General features: G+C 66.3%; 19 protein-coding genes and 1 tRNA gene. 14 read left to right on the top strand and 6 right to left on the bottom strand.

Annotated elements, in window-relative coordinates; all coding sequences use genetic code 11:
- Window positions 1-263 precede the first annotated feature (263 nt).
- Complete coding sequence (mobF, locus tag AADH62_RS08680; protein WP_341579181.1) at window positions 264-3,722, top strand: MobF family relaxase; 3,459 nt, start codon at window positions 264-266, stop codon at window positions 3,720-3,722.
- A 15-nt stretch (window positions 3,723-3,737) separates the two neighbouring features.
- Here mobF and AADH62_RS08675 read toward each other — a convergent pair whose 3' ends face one another.
- From AADH62_RS08675 to AADH62_RS08665, 3 genes are all read right to left on the bottom strand, one after another.
- Window positions 3,738-4,520, bottom strand: coding sequence for a Fic/DOC family protein (locus tag AADH62_RS08675; RefSeq protein WP_341579082.1), 783 nt, complete (start codon window positions 4,518-4,520; stop codon window positions 3,738-3,740).
- A gap of 21 nt (window positions 4,521-4,541) precedes the next feature.
- The gene (locus tag AADH62_RS08670; protein WP_341579081.1) at window positions 4,542-4,742 is read right to left on the bottom strand and encodes a hypothetical protein; all 201 of its coding nucleotides are present in this window, start codon (window positions 4,740-4,742) and stop codon (window positions 4,542-4,544) included.
- Between the two features lie 110 nt (window positions 4,743-4,852).
- Window positions 4,853-5,077 (bottom strand): helix-turn-helix domain-containing protein, encoded by a 225-nt coding sequence (locus AADH62_RS08665; protein ID WP_248539278.1) that lies wholly within the window; start codon window positions 5,075-5,077, stop codon window positions 4,853-4,855.
- Between the two features lie 98 nt (window positions 5,078-5,175).
- On the opposite strand from AADH62_RS08665, the gene AADH62_RS08660 reads away from it, so the two are divergent.
- Window positions 5,176-5,829, top strand: coding sequence for a helix-turn-helix transcriptional regulator (locus tag AADH62_RS08660; protein ID WP_341579080.1), 654 nt, complete (start codon window positions 5,176-5,178; stop codon window positions 5,827-5,829).
- Window positions 5,826-7,088, top strand: coding sequence for a tyrosine-type recombinase/integrase (locus AADH62_RS08655; RefSeq protein ID WP_341579079.1), 1,263 nt, complete (start codon window positions 5,826-5,828; stop codon window positions 7,086-7,088). The genes AADH62_RS08660 and AADH62_RS08655 overlap by 4 nt, the downstream gene beginning before the upstream one ends.
- Window positions 7,089-7,167: 79 nt before the next feature.
- Here the strand turns inward: AADH62_RS08655 and AADH62_RS08650 are convergent.
- Window positions 7,168-7,252 (bottom strand) — tRNA-Leu (locus AADH62_RS08650).
- Between the two features lie 113 nt (window positions 7,253-7,365).
- Between AADH62_RS08650 and AADH62_RS08645 the strand changes: the two genes are divergently transcribed.
- Together AADH62_RS08645 and AADH62_RS08640 are read left to right on the top strand one after the other, a co-directional pair.
- Window positions 7,366-8,673 carry a M20/M25/M40 family metallo-hydrolase gene (locus tag AADH62_RS08645; RefSeq protein ID WP_341579078.1) on the top strand — a complete coding sequence of 436 codons (1,308 nt, stop codon included), beginning with the start codon at window positions 7,366-7,368 and terminating at the stop codon, window positions 8,671-8,673.
- 14 nt (window positions 8,674-8,687) lie between these two features.
- Entirely contained in the window at window positions 8,688-9,512 is an 825-nt protein-coding gene (locus AADH62_RS08640) for an undecaprenyl-diphosphate phosphatase (RefSeq protein WP_341579077.1), read from the top strand.
- A gap of 24 nt (window positions 9,513-9,536) precedes the next feature.
- Here the strand turns inward: AADH62_RS08640 and AADH62_RS08635 are convergent, their stop codons facing one another.
- Window positions 9,537-10,403, bottom strand: a complete 867-nt coding sequence (locus tag AADH62_RS08635; protein WP_341579076.1) for a PAC2 family protein — start codon at window positions 10,401-10,403, stop codon at window positions 9,537-9,539.
- Window positions 10,404-10,528: 125 nt separating this feature from the next.
- Between AADH62_RS08635 and AADH62_RS08630 the strand changes: the two genes are divergently transcribed.
- From AADH62_RS08630 to lnt, 9 genes are all read left to right on the top strand, one after another.
- Window positions 10,529-11,212, top strand: coding sequence for an HAD family hydrolase (locus AADH62_RS08630; RefSeq protein ID WP_341579075.1), 684 nt, complete (start codon window positions 10,529-10,531; stop codon window positions 11,210-11,212).
- Window positions 11,209-12,246, top strand: a complete 1,038-nt coding sequence (locus tag AADH62_RS08625) for a tRNA (adenine-N1)-methyltransferase (RefSeq protein ID WP_341579074.1) — start codon at window positions 11,209-11,211, stop codon at window positions 12,244-12,246. Before AADH62_RS08630 ends, AADH62_RS08625 begins: the two co-directional genes overlap by 4 nt.
- A 4-nt stretch (window positions 12,247-12,250) precedes the next feature.
- Window positions 12,251-13,213: an FKBP-type peptidyl-prolyl cis-trans isomerase gene (locus AADH62_RS08620; protein WP_341579073.1), complete on the top strand. Its 963-nt coding sequence runs from the start codon at window positions 12,251-12,253 to the stop codon at window positions 13,211-13,213.
- Between the two features lie 57 nt (window positions 13,214-13,270).
- Window positions 13,271-14,269 (top strand): helix-turn-helix transcriptional regulator, encoded by a 999-nt coding sequence (locus AADH62_RS08615; protein ID WP_341579072.1) that lies wholly within the window; start codon window positions 13,271-13,273, stop codon window positions 14,267-14,269.
- The gene (locus tag AADH62_RS08610) at window positions 14,266-15,243 is read left to right on the top strand and encodes a WYL domain-containing protein (RefSeq protein WP_341579071.1); all 978 of its coding nucleotides are present in this window, start codon (window positions 14,266-14,268) and stop codon (window positions 15,241-15,243) included. The genes AADH62_RS08615 and AADH62_RS08610 overlap by 4 nt, the downstream gene beginning before the upstream one ends.
- Window positions 15,244-15,343: 100 nt before the next feature.
- A complete protein-coding gene (tatA, locus tag AADH62_RS08605; protein ID WP_228179074.1) occupies window positions 15,344-15,613 on the top strand; it encodes a Sec-independent protein translocase subunit TatA in 270 nt (89 codons plus the stop codon).
- 69 nt (window positions 15,614-15,682) lie between these two features.
- Window positions 15,683-16,444 (top strand): twin-arginine translocase subunit TatC, encoded by a 762-nt coding sequence (tatC, locus tag AADH62_RS08600; protein WP_341579180.1) that lies wholly within the window; start codon window positions 15,683-15,685, stop codon window positions 16,442-16,444.
- Window positions 16,441-18,930, top strand: coding sequence for a DEAD/DEAH box helicase (locus AADH62_RS08595; RefSeq protein ID WP_341579070.1), 2,490 nt, complete (start codon window positions 16,441-16,443; stop codon window positions 18,928-18,930). The genes tatC and AADH62_RS08595 overlap by 4 nt, the downstream gene beginning before the upstream one ends.
- Window positions 18,931-18,980: 50 nt before the next feature.
- Window positions 18,981-20,531 carry an apolipoprotein N-acyltransferase gene (gene lnt / locus AADH62_RS08590; protein ID WP_292732669.1) on the top strand — a complete coding sequence of 517 codons (1,551 nt, stop codon included), beginning with the start codon at window positions 18,981-18,983 and terminating at the stop codon, window positions 20,529-20,531.
- Window positions 20,532-20,603: 72 nt separating this feature from the next.
- Here lnt and AADH62_RS08585 read toward each other — a convergent pair whose 3' ends face one another.
- On the bottom strand, window positions 20,604-20,987 hold the full coding sequence (locus tag AADH62_RS08585) for an RNA polymerase-binding protein RbpA (protein WP_292710486.1): 384 nt from the start codon (window positions 20,985-20,987) through the stop codon (window positions 20,604-20,606).
- Window positions 20,988-20,997: the final 10 nt, after the last annotated feature.

The raw sequence follows: 20,997 nt of genomic DNA, 5'->3' as shown, positions 1-20,997 counted from the left end.
GCACATCATGGTCGACGAGGGCACCGCGACGTTCTGAAGCACCCACACAGGGGAACTTATCGCCGAGCATCCCATCCCCGAACCCGGCGTCAAGCACGTCGGCTTCGTCCGCTCCAACCGCAAGCCCCCGACATTCGAGCCCACCCACCCAGACTCCCAAGTGTCACCAATGTCCTGAGACATCACACCCTCCTCCGAATGAACGTATGCTACCATGGTAGATATCATAGTTTCCGTAGTAGAAATCATAGGCGGTGAGTCTCATGCATGGCGGTGTGATCCTGTTCCGGGGAACCGGGGCCGACGCGCGCCGCTATGTCGAGGCCGACCGCTCTCGCGCCGATGACTACTACTTCGGCGCTGACACATCCGTAGCGCAGTTCACCGCGCTCGACGGCGACGGGAACGTGACCGCAGCTCTGGGTCTTGACCCCGAGGCGTATGCAGGCTGGGTGGACTGGATCAATCCGCTCACCGAGGAGTCGATGGGCAGGCCACGTCTGCCGGGCGAGGGGAGGCAGGGCTCACCACGGTTCGCGGAGATGGTCGTGAACGCCCCGAAATCGCTGTCGATCGCCGCAGCTCTCCACCCGGAAGTCTCCGACGCTCTCGACCGGGCGCAGCAGGACGCCGTGAGCGAGATTCAACGGTGGCTCGCTCAGCACTCCGTGACCCGTGTGGGGCCGCGCGGCAAGCAGGAAGTTGTGCCCGTCTCGCAGTTGCAGACGGTGGCGGTGTCGCACCGCACGAGCCGGGCTGGTGATCCGCACCGGCATATTCACTTCCAGATCGGCACCCGCGTCTGGGCGGCCGGAAAGTGGCGTGCGCTGGACACCGCGGCACTGTTCCGGCAACAGGGCGCGATCCGTGCCCTCGGCACCGCCGTCATCGCCGCGCACCCGGAGCTTACGGAGGTGCTGGATCGGCACAGCCTGACGCTTGATCCAGTGTCGGGTGAGGTGGTCGAGCTCGAGCGGTTCAACGGTGTGATGAGCAAGCGCGGCGAGCAAGTACGCCGACACCTGGAACGGCTCGAAGCGGAATGGGAGGCGGCGCATACAGGCGAGGCGATGGGGCCGGTCGTCTCCGCGCGTCTCGCGGCGAAAGCGTGGGCGTACGAGCGGCCCGCGAAGAAGCCCACCACACTCAGCGAAGAACAAGCCTGGGTGACCGAGTTGCGGGAGGCCGGCTACGACCCCGACACGTTGCGCCGACCCGCGCACCGTGCGCCGGCGTCGCTCGATGACCTCTCGGTGCAGACCGTTGCAAACCGGGCGCTGGATCGCTGCGCCGCCGGTAGTTCGGCGTGGACGCGGCATACGGTGCAGGAGCACGCGACCCGGATCATGACCGAGTATGGCGTGCAGGCTGCACCGGCCGAGATACGCGAGTTCGTGCAGGTTGCAACACTGTTGGCGATGGAGGATTGCTTCTCGATCCTCCCGTCCGGCGCACCGGCCCCGGAGCATGTGGCGCATCTCACGTCGCTCAGGGTGGTGCAGGCGGAGACGGAGCTGCGCGACCTGATCGCCGCGCGCCTCCTGCAACAAGATCCTGGGCACCCGGACGTGCGCAAGGCGGCGCGCAAGCGCGGCCTGGACGCCGGGCAGGAGCGCGCCGCCGCCGCGGTCGCATCGACCGACTCGCTCGTGGTTGTGGAAGGTGCAGCGGGGAGTGGGAAGACGACGATGCTCGGCGTTGCAATCGAAGTCGCTACACGACAGGGGCGGGCGTCGCGGGTGGTTGCGCCGACGTTGCGCGCCGCACAGGTCGCACACGACGAACTCGGCGTGCCCGCAACATCGGTTGCGGCGCTCGTGCACGCGCACGGTTGGCGATGGAACAGCGACGGCGTATGGACGCGCCTCGCACCCGGCGACACCGACCCCGAAACCGGACGCACCTACCGCGGCCCGGCAGAGGGCGCACGGCTGGTACGGGGTGAGCGGGTGATCGTGGACGAGGCCGGGATGCTCGACCAAGACACCGCAATCGCGTTGCTCACCGTCACCTCAGAGGCGGGCGCGACCGTCGCGCTCGTCGGTGACCGGGCGCAGCTCGCCGCAGTCGGGCGCGGCGGGGTGCTCGATATGGCCGCACAGCTCCGAGGACGCACGTTCGACATGGCCGAGGCGCATCGCTTCACCGACCCCGCTTACGCCGAGGTCACGGTGCGGATGCGCGACAGGCGCGACCCTGGCGAGGTGTTCGATCGGCTCACCGCGCTCGGCCTTGTGCGCCTACACGCGAGCGACGAGGAGGTGCGCGAGCACATCGCCGGACACCGCCGGGAGGGAGAGGCGGTCACGGTCACGTCCAACGACGAGGCCCGCGCTGTCAACGCGCGTATCCGTGACGAGCGCGCGGCGCGCGGCGAGGTCGACGGCCACCGCACTGCGACCGGCAGCGACGGCCTCCCCATCGGGGTCGGGGACGTGATCCAGACGCGCAAGAACAACACCGGCATTGGTGTGGCGAACCGGCAGAACTGGATCGTGCAACACGTCGAGCAGGACGGCACGCTCAGAGTGCGCGAGGCGGGGAACGGGCGGAAGCGGCAGCGCACCGTGCTCCTACCCGCCGAGTACGTGGCAGAGCACGCGCACCTGTCATACGCGGCAACTGCCTACGGGGCGCAGGGCGCAACCGTCACCGGGTCGCACACGATCCTCACCGACGCGACCAGCGCCGCGGGGGTCTATGTCGGCATGACCCGGGGCAGGGAAGAGAACCTGTTGCACGTCGTCGCCGAGAGCCAGGAGCAGGCGCGGGAGCAGTTCGTCGCGGCGATGGAACGCGACCGCGCCGACCGCGGCCTCACCGACGCGACCGAACGCGCAGCGGACGCCGTGCGGGGGCTCGTGGAGGATGGGCCGGTGCGTCTCGTACAGACCGAGCGGGCACGCCTCACCCAGGTCATCGAACGCGCGGAACAGCACGCGGCCGTGTTCGAGGACGCCGCCGCGCGATTCGTCGCGCAGAAGCAAGCGCAGCACGTCGAGGCCGAGGAGCACGCCGCGCGTGTGACCCACGCGAAGGAGACTGCCGAGCACACCCGCCACACGGTCACCACAGAGGTGGAGACGCGAGCACGCACCGACGGGCAAGAACTCGTAGAAGCTCGCGCGCGCCTCCACGCCGCGCGCGATGAGGCGCGGGCGGCAAGATTCGGGCGCAGGCGCGCCGCCGCCCGGAACATAGACACCGCGGCGGAGTCGGTCGAGAAGATCGAGGAGCGCGTCACCCAGACCTGGGGCACCGCGCCCTCTTTCTTGCGGCCCGCCACCGAGTGGGCGCAGACGATCGCAACGCAACGGGCCGCCGCCCATCCCGAGGTGCGGGCGGCTGAACAGGCCCTCAGCGACACCGAGGCCGCGAAGCAGCAGGCGGCCCAGCGGCAGGCCGTCGAGCGGGAGCGTCTCACCGTCCAGTTGTACGGGGCGGAGCAGGCGCGGCAGATGCGGGGCACGTTCCGAATCCCCAACCCCAGAGCAGACGCCGAGCACGCCAGACGGCGCGCGGCCGAAGCGCGGCGGGTCATTGCGGAGCTGGACGCGCGCCCTGTCGCGGAGGCCGCCGAATGGCTCACCCAGCGACGCGAGCAGCAACGAGCCGAACGCGAAGCCCTGCAAGCCCGTCAGGAAGCCCTCACGCGCCGCAACGACGGGCTGACGAGAACCGGCCCGGATCAGCGGCGAGAAAGCCCGGGGCGCAGCTTGTGATCTGGTCTGGTGAGGCTACAGAGACAGCCCGCCGTGGGGCGTTGGGGGTTCCGGGCGGCGTGTCTCCGTACTGAACGGCTCCGGGGTCGGGTGAGTACGTCGGCGGCGGGCTGCGTCGAGTTCGCGATCCAGCGCGTCCGGTATCCGGGAGATGCCCCGTGCTTGGAAGCTGCGCACCTGCTCGGCCGTCAATGCCTCCGCAGGTGGCCTGCCTGCGTCGAGCCGGTGGAGGTTCGGTCGGATCAGCGCGTCGATGCCTGTGTGGTCTTCCACGATGGCGAGGGTGCGGGCGTGGGCGAACACGTCGCCGGGAATCTGCGACCAGTCGATGACCCATCCGGCGTCGCGGGCGAGCTGGTTGAACATGATGTGCTGGCTGCGGGTGTTCACGTCGCGGAACGGGTGGATCGCCGTCGTCTCACCCCACGCCCATGCCAGCTGATCGGAGAACGCATCCGCGTCCAGTCCGCGGAGGTGGTCGCGGGCGGCGAGTTCGCCGAAGACGCGCTCGGCCTCGGGCACGATGAACGGCGGGCGGCAGTGCGCGATGCCCGTGCCGCCGGGGTGCGTGTCGGTGTCGCGGATGTCGCCGCCCCAGACATACAGGTCGTGCGTCAGATGCCGGTGGATGGCCTGCAAGTGTGGGAGGTCGTATCGGCCGGGGATCGGGTGTTCGGTGAGTTCGACCATGCGCTGATGGATCGCGGCCGTCTCGACGGCTTTCCATCGGTCGTAGTCGGTGATGCCGAGTTTGTTGATCAGAACCAGGCTGTTCGGGTAGCTGTAGCGGTCGGGCACTGGTGCTCCTGCCCGGACGGGTTACTTCTCGGGGAAGCGGTCAAGCGTCGCCGCGATCGCCTCGCGCACTGCCTCGTCCGCGGACAGCTCGCCGCGCACCTGGCGGCGGGCGATCTCCCGATCCGTCTCAGAAACGACGGCACCGGCCGTGACCTGCCCGGCTTCGACCTCCGCGAGCACGCGCCGGACATGAGCCTCGGATACCGGAGTCTTGAGAGCCATGCGGGTGCCTCCTTGTGGTTGGCGTTCTGGGGCTAGTTTACGTCGCTCCTCCGACATTCACCGGGAAGCCGGACACGGGGGTGCCGAATCGGCACCGCCGTATCCGAGTGTCAGGACTCGCCGGTATCGGTCACGGCATCGGCGAAGAGGGCGAGGAACTTCTCGCGCGGGATCACGATGCGCCGCCCGAGCTTGACATGCGGGATCGTGCCCTCGTTGATGCTCGTGGTGATCGTGCGGGGATCGACGCCGAGGGCTTCGGCGGCTTCCTTGCGGGTGATGACCAGGCTGCGCCGCTTGCGGAGGTCGTCCATGTCGAGGGTGCTCTGCCGCATGTCGCACCATCCGTTCGTGTCAGCGCCGAGAAATGTGGTTCATCCCACCGTAGAGAATCGCACTTGCGCTGTCAAGCATTGCGTTGTAGTTTTCTACTATGGAAACCGAGAGGGTGCGGGGCAACCCCGCAGGCATCACGAACACGCACGTCGCGCAGAACATCCGCGCGGCACGTCAAGCAATCGGGATGGACTTGCGCACCATGTCCGACGGGCTGAAAGCCGCTGGGCGCAAGCTCTCCACTTCGGGCATCAGCAAGCTGGAGGCCGGGGATCGCCGCGTGGACGTGGACGACCTGACCGTGATCGCCTACCTGCTCCGCACTACCCCTGCCGCACTCCTGACGCCCCCGGACGAGCAGACGACGCTGACCGGGGTGCCGGAGGGGTATGAGCCGGAAGAGATCGACAGGTGGATGCGCGGGGAACTCGTCCTCACCGACGAGGGGCTGTTCAACTACTGGCAGCAGGAATGGGTGATCTGCACCGACCGCATCCATCACCTCGAAACCACCCTCGCAGGCATGACCGCCCCAAGCCCGGACGCCCCCGAGAAGCCCAGCGCGCACCCGAAGACCATCGCCGCCTACCAGGAACGCTTGGAGGCGGCGCGGGCACGCGCGCGCGTGATCCAGGAGCGGGGCGTGCAGCTCGACCCGGAGGGGCGCGTGTTCAACGCCGCCGACTACGCCGAGAACTACGCCGACAGCCACCGGCCTGGCAAGACCACGGCAAGGAGCACCCTGTCATGACAAAGAAACAGCACGCCGACACAGGCGGCGAGGGTGAGAAGCAGCAGCGGCGTTCCCGTTCGCGGCAGCCAGGCTCTATCCAGGCCTACGACACCGACGCAGGGAAGCGGTGGCGGTTCCAGATCTACGTCCTGAAAGACCCCGAGTACCCCGAGATGGGATCGCGCAGGCTCACCCGCTCCGGGTTCACCAGCACCGACGAGGCCAACGACGCCTTGCAGGAGGCGTTGAAGCAGCGGAAGCAGAACGAGAAGTTCGGCAACAAAGTCCCGACCGTGGGCACCTATGCGGACGAATGGGTGGCGGGGCTCAAACTCGCAGCCTCCACGATCACGGGGTACAAGAAGATCATCCGCAACCACATCCGCCCCCAGCTCGGCGCGATCCGGCTCGACAAGCTCACCGCCACGAGGATCGCCCGCCACTACCGCGACCTCGAAGACCACGGCCGCAACGACGAATACGGCAAAGGACAGCCGCTCTCGGCCAACTCGGTTCACAAGGTGCACGTCGTGCTCGGGGCGATCCTCGACGCCGCGATCGACGACGGGCACCTGACCGTGAACCCGGCGAAGAAGAAGCGCACCGTGAAGCCCCCGAAGTCCAGCGAGGTGCGGGCGCAGAAACCCGAGATCGCGACATGGACAGCCGAGCAGTTGCAGACCTTCCTCACCTGGAACCGCGACACGCTCGAAGACGAGCTGTTCCCGCTGTGGCGACTCATCGCCTACACCGGCATGCGCCGCTCCGAAGCCCTCGCCCTGAAATGGTCGGACATCAACACCAAGACGATGCGCGTCAGCATCCGCCGCGCCGTCGATACCGACGACTGGACGAAGACGAAGACCACCAAGACCGGGCAAGCCCGCGTCATCGACATCGACGCCGAAACTCTCAAGGTGCTCGCCTCGTTCAAGGTGGCACGCGCCGAGGTGTCGTTCGAGCTTGCGAAAGCTGACGCCTACATCTTCGGCGACGACGACGGGAAGCTCCGCTCCCCCGACGCGATGACCAGCCGATGGGATCGCCGCCTCCAGTGGGCCACCGCGACGTTCGACTCCCTGCACCGCGTCACGATCAAAGGGCTACGTCACACCCACGCGACCCTGCTGCTCGAACTCGGAGAACACCCCAAGGTCGTACAAGAACGACTCGGACACTCAACGATCACCACGACGATGAACATCTACTCCCACGTCACCCCGACCATGCAGAGGTCGGCAGTTGACCGTTTCGCGGCCCATCTCGGCAAGGCTTAGCACTTTTTCTAGCACTTCCGACGAAAACGACCCCCAACCTGGAACATAAAATCCCAGGTCAGGGGCCATTTCATTCGCGTGCGCGAGGGGGGACTTGAACCCCCACGCCCTATACGGGCACTAGCACCTCAAGCTAGCGCGTCTACCTATTCCGCCACCCGCGCAGAGTGGTGTTGGTCTTGCAACCGAAGATCGACATTATCACGACAACGGCGCCGCCGATAATCGCTGACGGACTCTGCTCGAAACATTCGCGTCGCCTGAGGGCGGTAGGTTGGTGGCCGTGTCGCAAACCGAATCGGAGCTCCCCGAAGTCGTCGTCGTCGCGAGGGATCTCATCCGTTTCGACACCACGAACTGGGGTGGCGGACATGCCCGGGGTGAACGCGAAGCTGCAGAATACGTGGCCGACTACCTTCGCAAGCTCGACCTGACTCCGGAGATCTACGAGCCGATTGAACGGCGTACGAACGTCGGCGTGCGAATCCCCGGCGTCAACCGCGACAAGCCCGCACTCGTGGTGCACGGTCATCTCGACGTCGTCCCAGCGGTGGCTGAGGATTGGTCAGTCGATCCGTTCGCGGGAGAGATTCGCGACGGCATGCTGTGGGGACGCGGCGCTGTCGATATGAAGGACATGGACGCCATGATCCTGACCTCCGTTGGCGACATCCTGCGCAGCGGGCGTCAGCCAGCGCGCGACCTCGTGGTCACGTTCTTCGCTGACGAAGAGAACGGCGGCGGCGAGGGATCCGCTCTGGTCGTTCGTGACCGTCCCGAGTGGTTCGCCGGCGCAACCGAAGCCATCAGCGAGGTGGGCGGGTACTCGATCGACCTTGCTGGACGCCGCGCCTATCTCCTGCAAGTCGGCGAGAAGGCTCTCGTCTGGATCCGCCTCGTCGCGCGGGGCCGGGCCGCGCACGGCAGCGCATTCCACGAGGACAACGCCGTCACCCGTCTCGCCGAAGCCGTCGCCGCGCTCGGGCGAACGGCGTGGCCGGTGGAACTGACCACGACGACGGAGCGGCTGACGCAGCGGATTGCCGAACTCACCGGGCAGCCCTCCGATGACCCGGATGCCGTAGCCGCGGCGGCCGGACCGGCTTCGCGATTCCTCCGCTCAACCATCCGCACGACGGCCAACCCGACGGGGCTCACTGCCGGATACAAGCACAATGTCATTCCCGACCGCGCCGAAGCGCTGATCGACGTGCGCACGCTTCCGGACGGCGAAGACGGCGCCCTTCGTGCCATCCAGAACATCGTCGGATCAGACATCGAGATCGAGGTCGTTCACCGCGACATCGGTCTCGAGGTCCCGTTCGAGGGCGAACTCGTGGATGCCATGGTCGCTGCCCTCGGGCGACACGACCCGGGTGTCCCCGTGCTCCCGTATTTGATGAGCGGTGGCACCGACAACAAGGCACTGGCGGCTCTTGGCATCCGTGGTTACGGGTTTGCGCCGCTGCGGTTGCCTGCTGACCTTGACTTCACCGGTATGTTCCACGGCGTTGACGAGCGGGTCCCGCTCGACTCGCTCGTCTTCGGTCAGCGCGTGTTGACCGACCTGCTGCTGTCGTACTGAGTCGGAAGGCATCCATGCTGCTGGAAGCAATCATCCTCGGCCTTGTTCAGGGACTTACAGAGTTCCTGCCGGTCTCATCGAGTGCTCACCTGCGCATCCTCGGGGAATTCCTCCCGAGTGCGCAGGACCCCGGTGCCGCCTTCACCGCGATCACCCAGATCGGTACCGAGGCGGCAGTCGTGGTGTTCTTCTGGCGCGACATCGTCCGGATTGTCTCGCGATGGTCACTCGCTCTCGTACGCAAGGTGCCGCGGAACGACCCGGACGCCCGCATGGGCTGGTTGATCATCATCGGGTCGGTGCCGATCGTCGTGCTGGGTCTGCTTTTCCAGGATCAAATCGAGACGACCCTGCGATCGCTGTGGCTGGTCGCCGGGATGCTGATCTTCTTCGGTGTGCTGCTGGGCATCGCCGACCTTGTGGGTGCGAAGCGTCGAAAGCTCGACCAGCTCACCCTGGGGCATGGCATCATCTTCGGGTTCGCGCAGGCTCTTGCGCTGATTCCCGGGGTGTCGCGTTCGGGAGGCACGATAACGGCGGGGCTGTTCCTCGGCTATGAGCGCGCGGCTGCCGCCCGCTACGCGTTCCTGCTGGCGATTCCCGCGGTCTTCGGGAGTGGCTTCTATCAGGTGGCCAAGAGCTGGGACGAGCAGGGGCCGTTCACCCCGATCGAGACCGCCGCCGCCACCGGTGTGGCGTTCGTCGTCGCACTCGGTGTTATCGCATTCTTCATGAGCTGGATCTCCAAGCGCAGCTTCCTGCCGTTCGTGGTCTACCGGGTAGCTCTCGGTGCGATCCTGCTCGTGCTGCTGAGCATGGGCATCATCCAGCCCTACTGAGTCGACGGCTCCAGCCGAAAGATGTCAGGGTTTGCGAGGCTCGTCGCGTCCACCGCGACCGGGTCCATCGCCGCGGCGACGCAGGTACTTCTCGAACTCCTGCGCGATCGCGTCTCCGGATGCCTCCGGTGAGTCCCAGGTGTCTCGCGTGCGCTCGAGCTGGTGGATGTACTCCGTCATTTCTTCGTCATCCGCTGCCGCCGCATCGATCGATGCTTCCCACGTGCGTGCCTGCGTCGGCAAATCTCCCCGATCGACCTTCGCGCCGGTGATGTCTTCGAGCCGATCGAGCAGCGCCAGGCTCGCCTTAGGTGAGGGAGTGTGCCCGGCGACGTAGTGCGGCACGCTCGCCCACAATTGCGCTGACGGGATGCCGGCGGCTGTGGCAACGTGCGAGATCACGCTCAGAATGCCGACGGGTCCTTCGTAGGAGCTGCGCTCAAGTCCGAAGGCTGCCCTCACCGGCTCGCTCTCGCTACCCGCGAAGACGGAGATCGGGCGAGTGTGCGGAACGTCCGACATCATCGACCCCATCGATACAAAGCCGGTGATGTCTTCGCGCAGGGCAACATCGACGAGTTCGGAGGCGAAAGCCTGCCATGCTCGCGCAGGCTCGACTCCCGTGAGAAGCCAGAGTTGCGTTCCACGTGTTGCCCGGGTCGGCCTGAGGATGGTCGTCTCGGGCCACGTGAGTTCCCGCGCGCCATCCGCCGTCGTACGAATCTGCGGACGCGTGTACTGGTAGTCGAAGTACAGTTCGGGGTCGACCGAGTAGACAGTTTCGTAGCCGCCGGAGTCGCGCAGATGAGCTACCGCGGAGGACGCTGCCTCACCTGCGTCGTTCCAGCCGTCGAATGCGGCGACGAGAACCCTGCGTCCCAGTCCCTCCACGTGACCTCCTCAGGTGGCGATCCATCCAGAATAGGACGCTGCCGTCAGCCGAGTGCGAGAAACGTCGAGGTCGTGGGGACCTGGGCGTGGGTGATCGCCAGTGGGGCCGTCGGTAGCATGGTTCGGTGACTGCACCATCCGCCCTCTCCGCTGTTCTCTGGGACATGGACGGCACGCTCGTCGACACCGAACCGTACTGGATCGCCGCGGAGACGCCGCTTGTCGAAAGCTACGGTGGCACCTGGACCCACGAGAAGGCGTTGTCGCTGGTCGGGCTCGCTCTCGAGGATTCCGCGCGCATCCTGCAGGGGGAGGGAGTGCGTATGTCGAGCCACGACATCATCGATCACCTCACCACTGAGGTGATGCGCAGCATTTCTCGGGACGGGGTTCCGTTCCGCCCGGGCGCGAGAGAACTTCTTGCCGACCTCAAGGATGCCGGTGTGAAGACCGCCCTGGTGACGATGTCGATGCGACGGATGGCTACCCATATCGCCGAGCTCATCGATTTCGACGCCTTCGACATCGTGATTGCAGGGGATGACGTCACTCGCCCGAAGCCGTATCCGGATCCGTATCTTCAGGCGTGCGCGTCGCTGGGCGTAGACCCCGTCGACACACTGGCCATTGAGGATTCGCCGAACGGGTTGCGCTCTGCTGTAGCGGCAGGGTCGGTTGTCCTGGGCGTTCCAGCCATGGTCTCGCTCGAGGGAGCGGGTGCCCACGCGGTGTGGCCCACGCTTCACGGCGTGAGTGCCTCCGACCTCGGTGAGCTTCACCGGGCACATCGAAAGGTCGGTGCCGCATGAGCACGACACCCCGTCTGTCCGGTCCCTTCCGCGTTGGCGATCGCGTCCAACTCACCGGCCCGAAGAACCGGCTTCACACGATCACGCTTCGCGAAGGTGGGGAACTCCACACGCATCATGGAGTCCTGCCGCACTCGACCCTGATCGGCATCCCCGATGGATCGGTCGTGGTCAACAGTGCGGGTCACGAGTATCTGGCACTTCGCCCGCTGCTGCGTGATTTCGTCATGTCGATGCCGCGGGGGGCAGCGATCGTGTATCCGAAGGATGCAGCGCAGATCCTCTCCGAGGCTGACGTGTTCCCAGGCGCTGTCGTCGTGGAAGCCGGCGTTGGCTCCGGTGCACTCTCCCTCTGGCTGCTGCGCGCGATCGGTGACGCCGGCCGTCTCGTCTCGTTCGAACGACGGCCGGAGTTTGCCGAGGTCGCCCAGGCCAACGTCGAGACGTTCCTCGGTCACCGCCCCGCATCCTGGGAGGTGCGCGTCGGCGACCTCGCGACCGAGCTTCCGACAGCTGTCGAGCCCGGAACGGTCGACCGCGTCATCCTCGACATGCTCGCGCCATGGGAGTGCATCGACGCGGTAGCCGAGGCCCTGACCCCGGGAGGGGTGGTCCTTTGCTATGTCGCTACCGCGACCCAGCTCAGTCGCGTCGCCGAGTACATCCGCAACACCGGTTTGTTCACCGAACCCGATGCGAACGAGACGATGGTCCGCGGCTGGCATGTTGAGGGTCTCGCCGTGCGCCCCGACCACCGAATGGTCGCTCACACGGGCTTCCTGCTGTGGGCGCGCCGCCTTGCGCCGGGTGCTGTCGCCCCCGAGCAGAAGCGGCGAGCCTCGAAGAGCAGCTACGGCGATGAGGATGTCGAGCTGTGGACTCCCGGCGCCGTGGGGGACCGTCAGATCACCGACAAGAACCTGCGGAAGCGAGTTCGCGAGGCGCAGCGCGCGGCCGACGGTGCGCGCCACGCTGCTGCCGGCGCGGCCCCTGCGGCGGCTGCCGAAACGGTAGAGCCCGACCGCCTAGACTGATCCGGTGCGAAAGACACCCGCCTTCCTCGCGACCCTCGGACTGACTGCTGCCGCGCTCGTCGGCTGCTCGGCAAGCCCGTCTGACGGGTGCGCGCGGGTCACCGACACCGATCCCGCCGTGACCGATCTCGTCAGCGTCACCGGCGACTTCGGTGCGGCCCCCGACGTCGAGGTGTATACGCCGTTCCAAGTGGATGAGTTGGCGTGGACCGACCTCACCGAGGGCGAGGGCACCCCAATCTCCACGCCCAACCAGATGGTCGTCCTCGACATGGTGGTCCTGAACGGGAAGACCGGTCAGCCCGCTGTCGCCACGTCCTACGACGAGACGCTCTCGAGCGTCTTCTCGATGTCGCGGTGGATCGACACGCTACCCGGCCTTGAGGAATCGCTGCAGTGCGCACAGGAGGGGGACCGCGTTGTCATCGCGCTCCCATCCGATGCCATCAACCCGGAAGCTGCGACCCAGATCGGGCTCGAGGAGGGCAGTTCTGCCGTGGCGGTTGTGGACGTGCGGAAGGTCTACCTGCCAAAGGCGGACGGTGCTGACCAGTTCACCGACAGCAACGGTCTTCCCTCCGTGGTCCGCGCCCCGAACGGGCGGCCCGGGGTCATCATCCCCGACGCCCCCGCACCGACCGAGCTCTCGATCCAGACCATCAAGAAGGGCGATGGCGAGGTCGTGACCGGTGACAGGCCGGTGCGCGCCCACTACACGGGCCTGCTGTGGGACACACGCGAGGTCTTCGACACCAGCTGGGATGGCGACCCGGTCTCGTTCGATCTGACCGCCGTGGTGCCGGGCTTCGCTGCGGCTCTCGAGGGTCAGACTGTCGGCTCGCAGGTGCTCGTCGTCGTGCCCCCCGATCAGGGCTACGGCGATGCGGGGCAGGGAGCGATTCCCGGCGGAGCAACGCTCGTCTTCGTGATCGACATCCTCGGCCTCGATCCTGAACCCGCGTCCTAGTCCAAATCACCCCCGGCAAGGGGGGATGCCGCGCACTGCGCACCTAGGATGAGGGGCGTGTCCTCGAAGTCAACTGCGCGCATCCCGCCCGAGGAGCGGCTCGTCAACCTCGTGGTTGCCCTGATGGCGACCGAGCAGGGGCTTACGAAGGAGACGATTCTGTCGTCTGTCTCGGGCTACCGCGAACAGTCCGAGGCCGGTACCTCAAAGGATGCGCTCGAGAAGATGTTCGAGCGCGACAAAGAGAGCCTCCGCGGTCTCGGTGTGCCGATCGAGACGATCGGCGATCGCGCCGATCCTGACGATCTCCGGGAGGCGCGGTACCGCGTCCCCACCGCAGAGTATGAGCTGCCCGCCGACATCGAGTTCACCCCCGCCGAACTAGCGCTGCTGAATCTCGCGGGGGGCGTGTGGAGCGAAAGCTCTCTGTCGGCCGACGCTCGCAGCGGGCTACGCAAGATCCGTGCGCTCGGCATCCCGCTGGAGGACCCGATCCTCGGGTACTCGCCGCGGATCAGCCTGCGCGAGCCGTCGTTTGCCCCCCTGCAGCGCGCGATCGAGGACTCGCGGATCGTGAGCTTCCGCTACATGCGGCCGGGAAGCGCCGCGCCGCGTGTGCGTCGACTTCAGCCGCTCGCGCTCGTCGAGTTCGAGGCTCGGTGGCACGTGTACGGCCTGGATCTCGACCTCGACGCGCCGCGCACCTTCCTACTCACGCGGATCATCGACGATGTGGTGATCACTCGCACTGTCGGAGATCCAGCGTTGCGTGAGGGTGCGGGGGAGCGAGCCCTTGCGGGTCTACGAGAACTCGCGGCGCGACAGTGGGCCCTCCTAGAGATCGACCCGGGCACCGAAGCCTGGCTACGTTTGTCGCGTCGAGCCGAACCTGCGGCCCAGGGCTACTGGGTGCCCTACGTTGACCTTCATGTCTTTGCCGACGAGGTGGCGTCGTACGGGCCGGAAGTCCGTGTCGTCGAACCGGATGAGGTCAGGTCTGAGGTCATTAGCCGGCTTCGAGCCGTGCGCAACGCACATGCCGGAGCGGTCCAGTGAGCGGGGCATCCGTCGCCACTGACCGCGCGGCGTTGCTGTTGCAGCTCGTTCCGTACCTCATCTCGAAGGGAGAAGTGTCTGTCGCCGAGGCAGCGGATGAGTTCGACGTCACCGCCGAACAGATGCGCACCATGGTGCGCGGGCTTACCGTGATCGGCCTGCCGGGTGACTCCGGCTACTGGCAGATGGCAAACGAGCTGTTCGACATCGACTGGGACCTCCTCGAGGAACGTGACCTCATCGTCATCACCAACTCGGTGGGCCTTGAACGCGCGCCTCGCCTCACGGCGAGGGAGGCTGCGGCGCTGCTCGCGGGCCTTCAGCTTGCCGCCACGATTCCCGGCGTCGGGGACTCGCAGTTGTATGCCGGGTTGCTGTCAAAGCTCGGCCGGGGCGCCTCCCGTACTCCCGCTGCGGTGGTCGTGGCCTCAGAACCGGTGGATGCCGTGCGACGGCTAGTGACGGATGCTCTGGCGCGGCGCGTCGCGGTGAGCTTCACCTACAAGACTCCCGAACGTGCTCCGACAACGCGGACTGTTGACCCGGTGAAGGTCCTGATCGCTCAGGGGCAGTGGTACCTCCAGGGCTGGTGTCATCTGCGTGAGGCGATGCGGACCTTCCACCTCGACCGCGTGAGCGATCTGGTCCTGACCGACATCCCGATAGCGCACGGGCAGGAACCGGCGCCGGAGTGGTTTGATGCGACCGGGGAGAACGCGGGTGACGAGGTGATCGTGACGTTGGAGTTTCCGGCATCCGTCGCGCCTCTTCTTGGTGACTATCTCGATCGAGCGACCGTCACGACGACCTCGGGCGTCAGCACCGCCCGGATGCGCGTAGCCGACGAGGTGAGCCTTCGGCGGCTGGCAGCACGTCGAGGGGGAGACGTGCGGATTCTCGCGCCGATCGGCGCCCGCGAGGCGGCGCGGGAGTGGGCCGAGGCGGGCCTGGCCCAATACCCCGAGCTGACATAGGCAGACCAAACGAACGACGTCGACGGTTCTCAGGCCAGGTTCCGGCACCTGTGAGCGGCGCCGGGGTAGACTGCACACACCGCAATCGTGAGGAGACCCCATGGGGAACGCATTCGGGTGGCCGCACCTGCTGATCATTCTCGCGGTGATCCTGTTGCTGTTCGGCGCGGCGAAGCTGCCCGCGCTGGCAAAGAGCCTCGGCCAGTCAGCCCGTGTCTTCAAGGGTGAGATGAAGGCCATGAAGGACGACGACTCCAAGGATGCCGCGAAGCCCGACGTCGCTGCATCCGAAGCTGCTGACTCGTCGTCGACGGGTTCTGCTGGCTCGTCGCAGGCCGCGTCATCCAGCGGCCGAGATTCCACAGCTTGATCCTGCCGCGTGGCGACCAGTTCCCTGCCGGAGGTAGGAGAGCCCGACCGACCGCGCCGTGACCGGAGGATGTCGCTCGGGCAGCATCTGATCGAGTTGCGCAAGCGGCTCATGATCTCTGCCCTGGCGCTCGTTGTCGGCATGGTGGTGGCGTTCATCATCACGGATCCGATCATTCGGCTGATCACGGTCCCGATCGTCGATGTCGCGGCTGCGCGGGGGGAAGATCTCAATGTCGAGGTCATGTTCACGACGGTTACGGGACCGTTCGACCTTCGCATCCGGATCGCCTTCGCGATCGGCATCCTGATCTCGGCTCCGATCTGGCTCTGGCAGATTTGGGCTTTCATCATGCCGGGACTCACCCGCAAAGAGGTGGGCTACACGGCTGGTTTTGTCGGAGCAGCCGTGCCGCTGTTCTTTGCCGGAACCGTCGTGGGGTGGCTTGTGCTTCCGCACGTCGTGGAGATCATGGCGACGTTCGCGCCCACGGGCACCTCCTTGTTCTACGACGCGACGTATTACTACGACTTCGTCTTCAAGTTCCTCCTCGTTGTCGGGGTCTCTTTCGTCCTGCCCGTCTTCCTCGTCGCCCTGAACGTCGCGGGGGTCATGTCGGGCCGCGGCATCCTCAAGGGCTGGCGAGTGGCGGTGCTTGTCGCAACGTTGTTCGCCGCAGTCGCGACTCCCGCCGCTGACGCCGTATCGATGGTGATGCTCGCGGGAATCCTGATCGTGCTTTTCTTCGCGGCGGCCGGTGTCTCAATGTTGTTCGACCGACGCAAATCCAAGCGCCAAGCATCCCTGTTGCCGCCTGAGGCTGCGGGGTGAGCGTTCCGGGCCCAGCGGAGCGATTTGCGCGGGCCGAGGCAGCCCGTGCGTATCCGGTCACCGCGGCGTTCGCCGACGATCAGCGTTTCGATCTCGATCCGTTTCAGATCGCCGGATGCCACGCGCTCGAGTCGGGGCGAAGCGTGCTCGTCGCTGCGCCCACGGGGGCGGGAAAGACCATTGTCGGCGAGTTCGCGATTCATCTGGCGATGCGGGAGCCCTCCGACAAGGCGTTCTACACGACGCCGATGAAGGCGCTGTCGAACCAGAAGTTCCGCGAACTCGTCGATGTCTATGGGCCCGATGATGTGGGGCTTCTCACCGGAGACACCAACATCAACGGAAATGCTCGCGTCGTCGTGATGACGACCGAGGTGTTGCGCAACATGCTGTACGCGGGCTCACCGGCGCTCCGCGACCTGCGCTATGTCGTCATGGACGAAGTCCATTACCTCGCCGACAGGTTCCGCGGTGCAGTGTGGGAGGAGGTCATCATCCATCTGCCGCCGGCGGTGCGTCTCGTTTCGCTGTCGGCGACGGTCTCGAACGCCGAAGAGTTCGGTGATTGGCTCGACACCGTGCGCGGAGACACTGACGTCATCGTGTCTGAGACGCGACCGGTTCCGCTCGAACAGCATGTTCTGGTGCGCGGCGACCTCCTGCCACTGTTCGACGATCGCGCCGGCATCGCGACGGCGCAGGTGAACCAAGAGCTCATGCGCATCCGCTCGTTCAAGGGCCCGACCTACGAGAACAATCGGCGCGCTCAGGCTGGCCGCAGTGCCGCAATGTCAGGAAGTCGCGGCCGTGACGGCCAGCATCGCCGCCCCCACAAGGGCGGTCAGCGGCCGGTGAGATCGGCGAATGCACAACGGATCGAACGGCTCGATCGCCCCGAGGTGATCGAACTCCTCGCGCGATCGAATCTGCTCCCCGCCATCTTCTTCATCTTCAGCCGCGCCGGCTGCGATGCCGCGGTGCAGCAGGTTCGCCGGTCCGGAGCCCGCTTCACGACACCCGAGGAGCGGGCGGAGATCCGGGCGATCGTCGAGGAGCGCACCCGAACCCTGCTCGAGGAGGATCTGGCTGTCCTCGGATTCTGGGAATGGCGCGAGAACCTTGAGCGGGGAGTCGCTGCGCATCATGCGGGTCTTCTGCCGGCGTTCAAAGAGGTCGTCGAAGAGCTCTTCCAGCGCAAGCTCGTGAAGGTCGTGTTCGCCACCGAGACCCTCGCGCTGGGGATCAACATGCCGGCGAGAACTGTCGTGCTCGAGAAGCTCGAGAAGTTCAACGGCGAAGCGCGGGTCGCGATCACCTCGGGCGAGTACACACAGCTGACCGGTCGAGCTGGACGCCGGGGGATCGATGTCGAAGGCCACGCCGTCGTCCAGTGGACCGAAGGACTCGACCCGCAGGCCGTGGCAGCACTGGCGTCCCGGCGCACGTATCCGCTGAACTCCAGCTTCCGGCCGACCTACAACATGGCGGTCAACCTCATCGACCAGTTCGGCAGAGCACGGGCGCGCGAGATCCTGGAGTCCTCGTTCGCCCAGTTCCAGGCCGACCGCGCTGTCGTCGGCCTTGCCCGGCAGGTGAAGGATGCCGAAGAGTCGCTCGCGGGCTACGCCAAGGCGATGAGCTGCGACAAGGGCGACTTCGCCGAATACTCCGGCATCCGTCGCGAGCTGAGTGATCTCGAGAAGCTGAATCGCAAGGACGCCAATGCTTCGCGCCAGACGCGCGACAAGCGCCAGCGCGAGATCAGTGAGCTGCGGAGGCGCATGCAGCGGCATCCGTGCCACCAGTGCCCCGACCGTGAGCATCACGCCCGCTGGGCAGAGCGGTACTGGAAGCTGAACCGCACCGTCGAACGACTCCGTGGCCAGATCGACGCGCGCACGGGAACCGTCGCGCGGGTCTTTGACCGCATCGTGGATGTTCTGGCCTCTCTTGATTACGTGCGCGTGGATGCAGACGGAGCGGCGACGCTCACGGCCGCTGGTCGCACAATGCGCCGGATCTACGGAGAGCGTGACTTGCTCGTGGCCGAGTCACTGCGCCTGGGCCTGTGGGACTCGCTGGACGCGCCGTCGTTGGCCGCCCTGGCCTGTGCTCTGGTCTACGAGCCGCGCCGGGACGAACCGGGGGAGCGGGCGCTTCCCCGCGGCGCGTTCCGCGAGGCTCTCGCGCAGACCCTCGACCTCTGGCAACGCCTGGACGATCTCGAACGCGACTCGCGGCTGCCCGGGTCGGAGCCGCCGGCAGCGGGACTCGCGCTCGCGATGCACTCGTGGGCAAAGGGGATGCCGCTGGATCGCGTGCTTCGCGAGGCAGACCTTGCCGCCGGCGACTTCGTCCGGTGGGCCAAGCAGACGATCGACCTTCTCGACCAGATGTCGCTTGTGGCCGAACCCAGCCTTGCCACGGTCGCGCGGCGGGCGCTCGATGGTGTTCGTCGCGGGATCGTGGCGTACTCGTCGGTGTGATCGCCGAACCTTCAGCCGCACCATAGCCGTCCGAATGTAGGCTGGTCCTCATGCCCGAACCGTCGAGCGCCACGCAGAGCCGTACCACCGGTGTCCGTGCGCTGTTGCCCTTGTGGGCTGCGGTATTGGTGGCAGTTGCTGCCGGGCTCATCCTCGATCTGGCGTACCCGTCGGTGGGCTGGTGGCCGTTGGCTTTCGTCGGTGTCGGACTCTCGCTTGTGGCGCTCATTGGGCGCAGCGCCTGGGGCGCGCTGCTGGTCGGGTTCATCTTCGGGATCACGTTCTATCTCGTCCACATCGTGTGGCTGAACCGCTACCTCGGCGTCATCCCGTGGTTCGCCCTGGCGGTCGCGGCCACCATCTACGTCGCGCTCGGCTCCGTGCTCATCGCGTTGGCATACCGGTGGATGCCGAGAGCAGCCCCCGGTCGGTGGGCTCAGCTCGTCCTGACACCGCTGCTGATAGCCGGGCTGTGGACACTGCGGGAACTCGTGACCGGATCCTGGCCCTACACAGGGTTCCCGTGGGCGCGGATCGGGATGAGTCAATCCGAGAGCCCCCTTTCACACCTGACCTCGTGGATCGGCGTGACGGGCCTGTCGTTCCTGATGGTCGCCTTCACCGCCGGGACCATCGAGTGGCTGCGACTGCGCCAGTGGTCGGATGTGCGCACGGCGCTGCCGGTCGCAGGGCTGGGGATCGCCCTGCTCGTCACGCCGCAGTTCCCGACCACCCCGGCGGGCACGATGACCGTGGGAAGTGTGCAGGGCAACGGTCCCTCCGGATACTTTGACGCGCGACAGCGAAACGACATCCTGAACGCGCAGCTGTCGGCATCCACTGACCTGATCGGTCAGGACATGGATGTGCTGCTGTGGCCCGAAGGCGGGATCGACTCGGATCCGATGACCAACGCGACGACTGCGGCGGTTCTGGACGGACTGTCGGAGGCGGCGGATGCTCCGCTTCTTGTCAACGCCGCAACAACGCGGGGCGACCTGACCTACAACACCTCGATGCTGTGGGAAGCGGGGGAGGGCGCCGTGCAGTATCACGACAAGACTCACCCGGTTCCCTTCGGCGAGTACGTGCCCGACCGGTGGTTCTACGAGATGATCGTTCCCGATCTGATCGGGCTCATCGGCCGGGAGTACACACCAGGATCCAATCCGCCGTACGTCGATATCGATGGCACCGGGGTGGGGCTCGCTATCTGTTTCGACGTGATCTATGACGACGTCATCCATGAAGGCGCGCGAGACGGCGCCGAGGTCTACATGTTCCAGACCAACAACGCCGACTTCCGCAACACCGACGAGAACCTGCAGCAACTCGCTTTCGCGCGCACGCGCGCTATCGAGACCGGTCGTTCGGTCGTGAACATCTCGACAGTCGGCACGAGCCAGGTGATCGGCCCCGACGGTGCGACGATCGATTCTCTTCCCGCCGATGAGGCCGGAGCGATGCTCACCGATGTTCCGCTGCGGACCGGCCTGACCCCGAGCATCGTGATCGGCGGCTCACTGGGCATGGCGATCGCGATTCTTAGCATTGCCGGTCTGATCGCCAGCGGAGTCGTCGCGAGCCGCCGCCGGACATGAAACGGGACCGATCCGTGATCGGACCGGTCCCGTTTGTTGCACCGCTTCGTAAGCCGTCGCGGTGGGCGTCTGTCAGGCGCTGAGCTTGTCGACCGTGACGTCGTCGCCGGCGCCTCGGCGTGAGCGAACGAAGGCGAGGCGCTCTTCGAGCAGCTCCTCGAGCTCCGGGATCGTGCGACGCTCGAGAAGCATGTCCCAGTGCGAGCGGGGGGCTTTGACGTCGCCGTGGTCGACGGTGACGGTCTCGCCGTCGACCCGCAGCAAAGCCTCGGCGCCGCAGGTGCGGCATTCCCAGGTCTCGGGGACCTCGGCGTCTGCCGCGAAGGTCATGGTGGTGTCACGTCCACAAGACGTGCAGGAGTAGGTGAATTGTGCCCGCTCATGAAATACGACGCCGTCCTCGCTCTGTAGGCTGGAGGCGCCGAGTCGCATGCCGCGGAGGCTGCGGTCTGCCATTGTGTGGTCC

It is taken from the genome of Microbacterium schleiferi, from assembly GCF_038150145.1.
GTDB classification, from domain to species: domain Bacteria; phylum Actinomycetota; class Actinomycetes; order Actinomycetales; family Microbacteriaceae; genus Microbacterium; species Microbacterium schleiferi_B.
The sequence above is the reverse complement of the archived record's forward strand: the minus strand, read 5'-3'. Positions and strand labels throughout refer to the sequence as shown.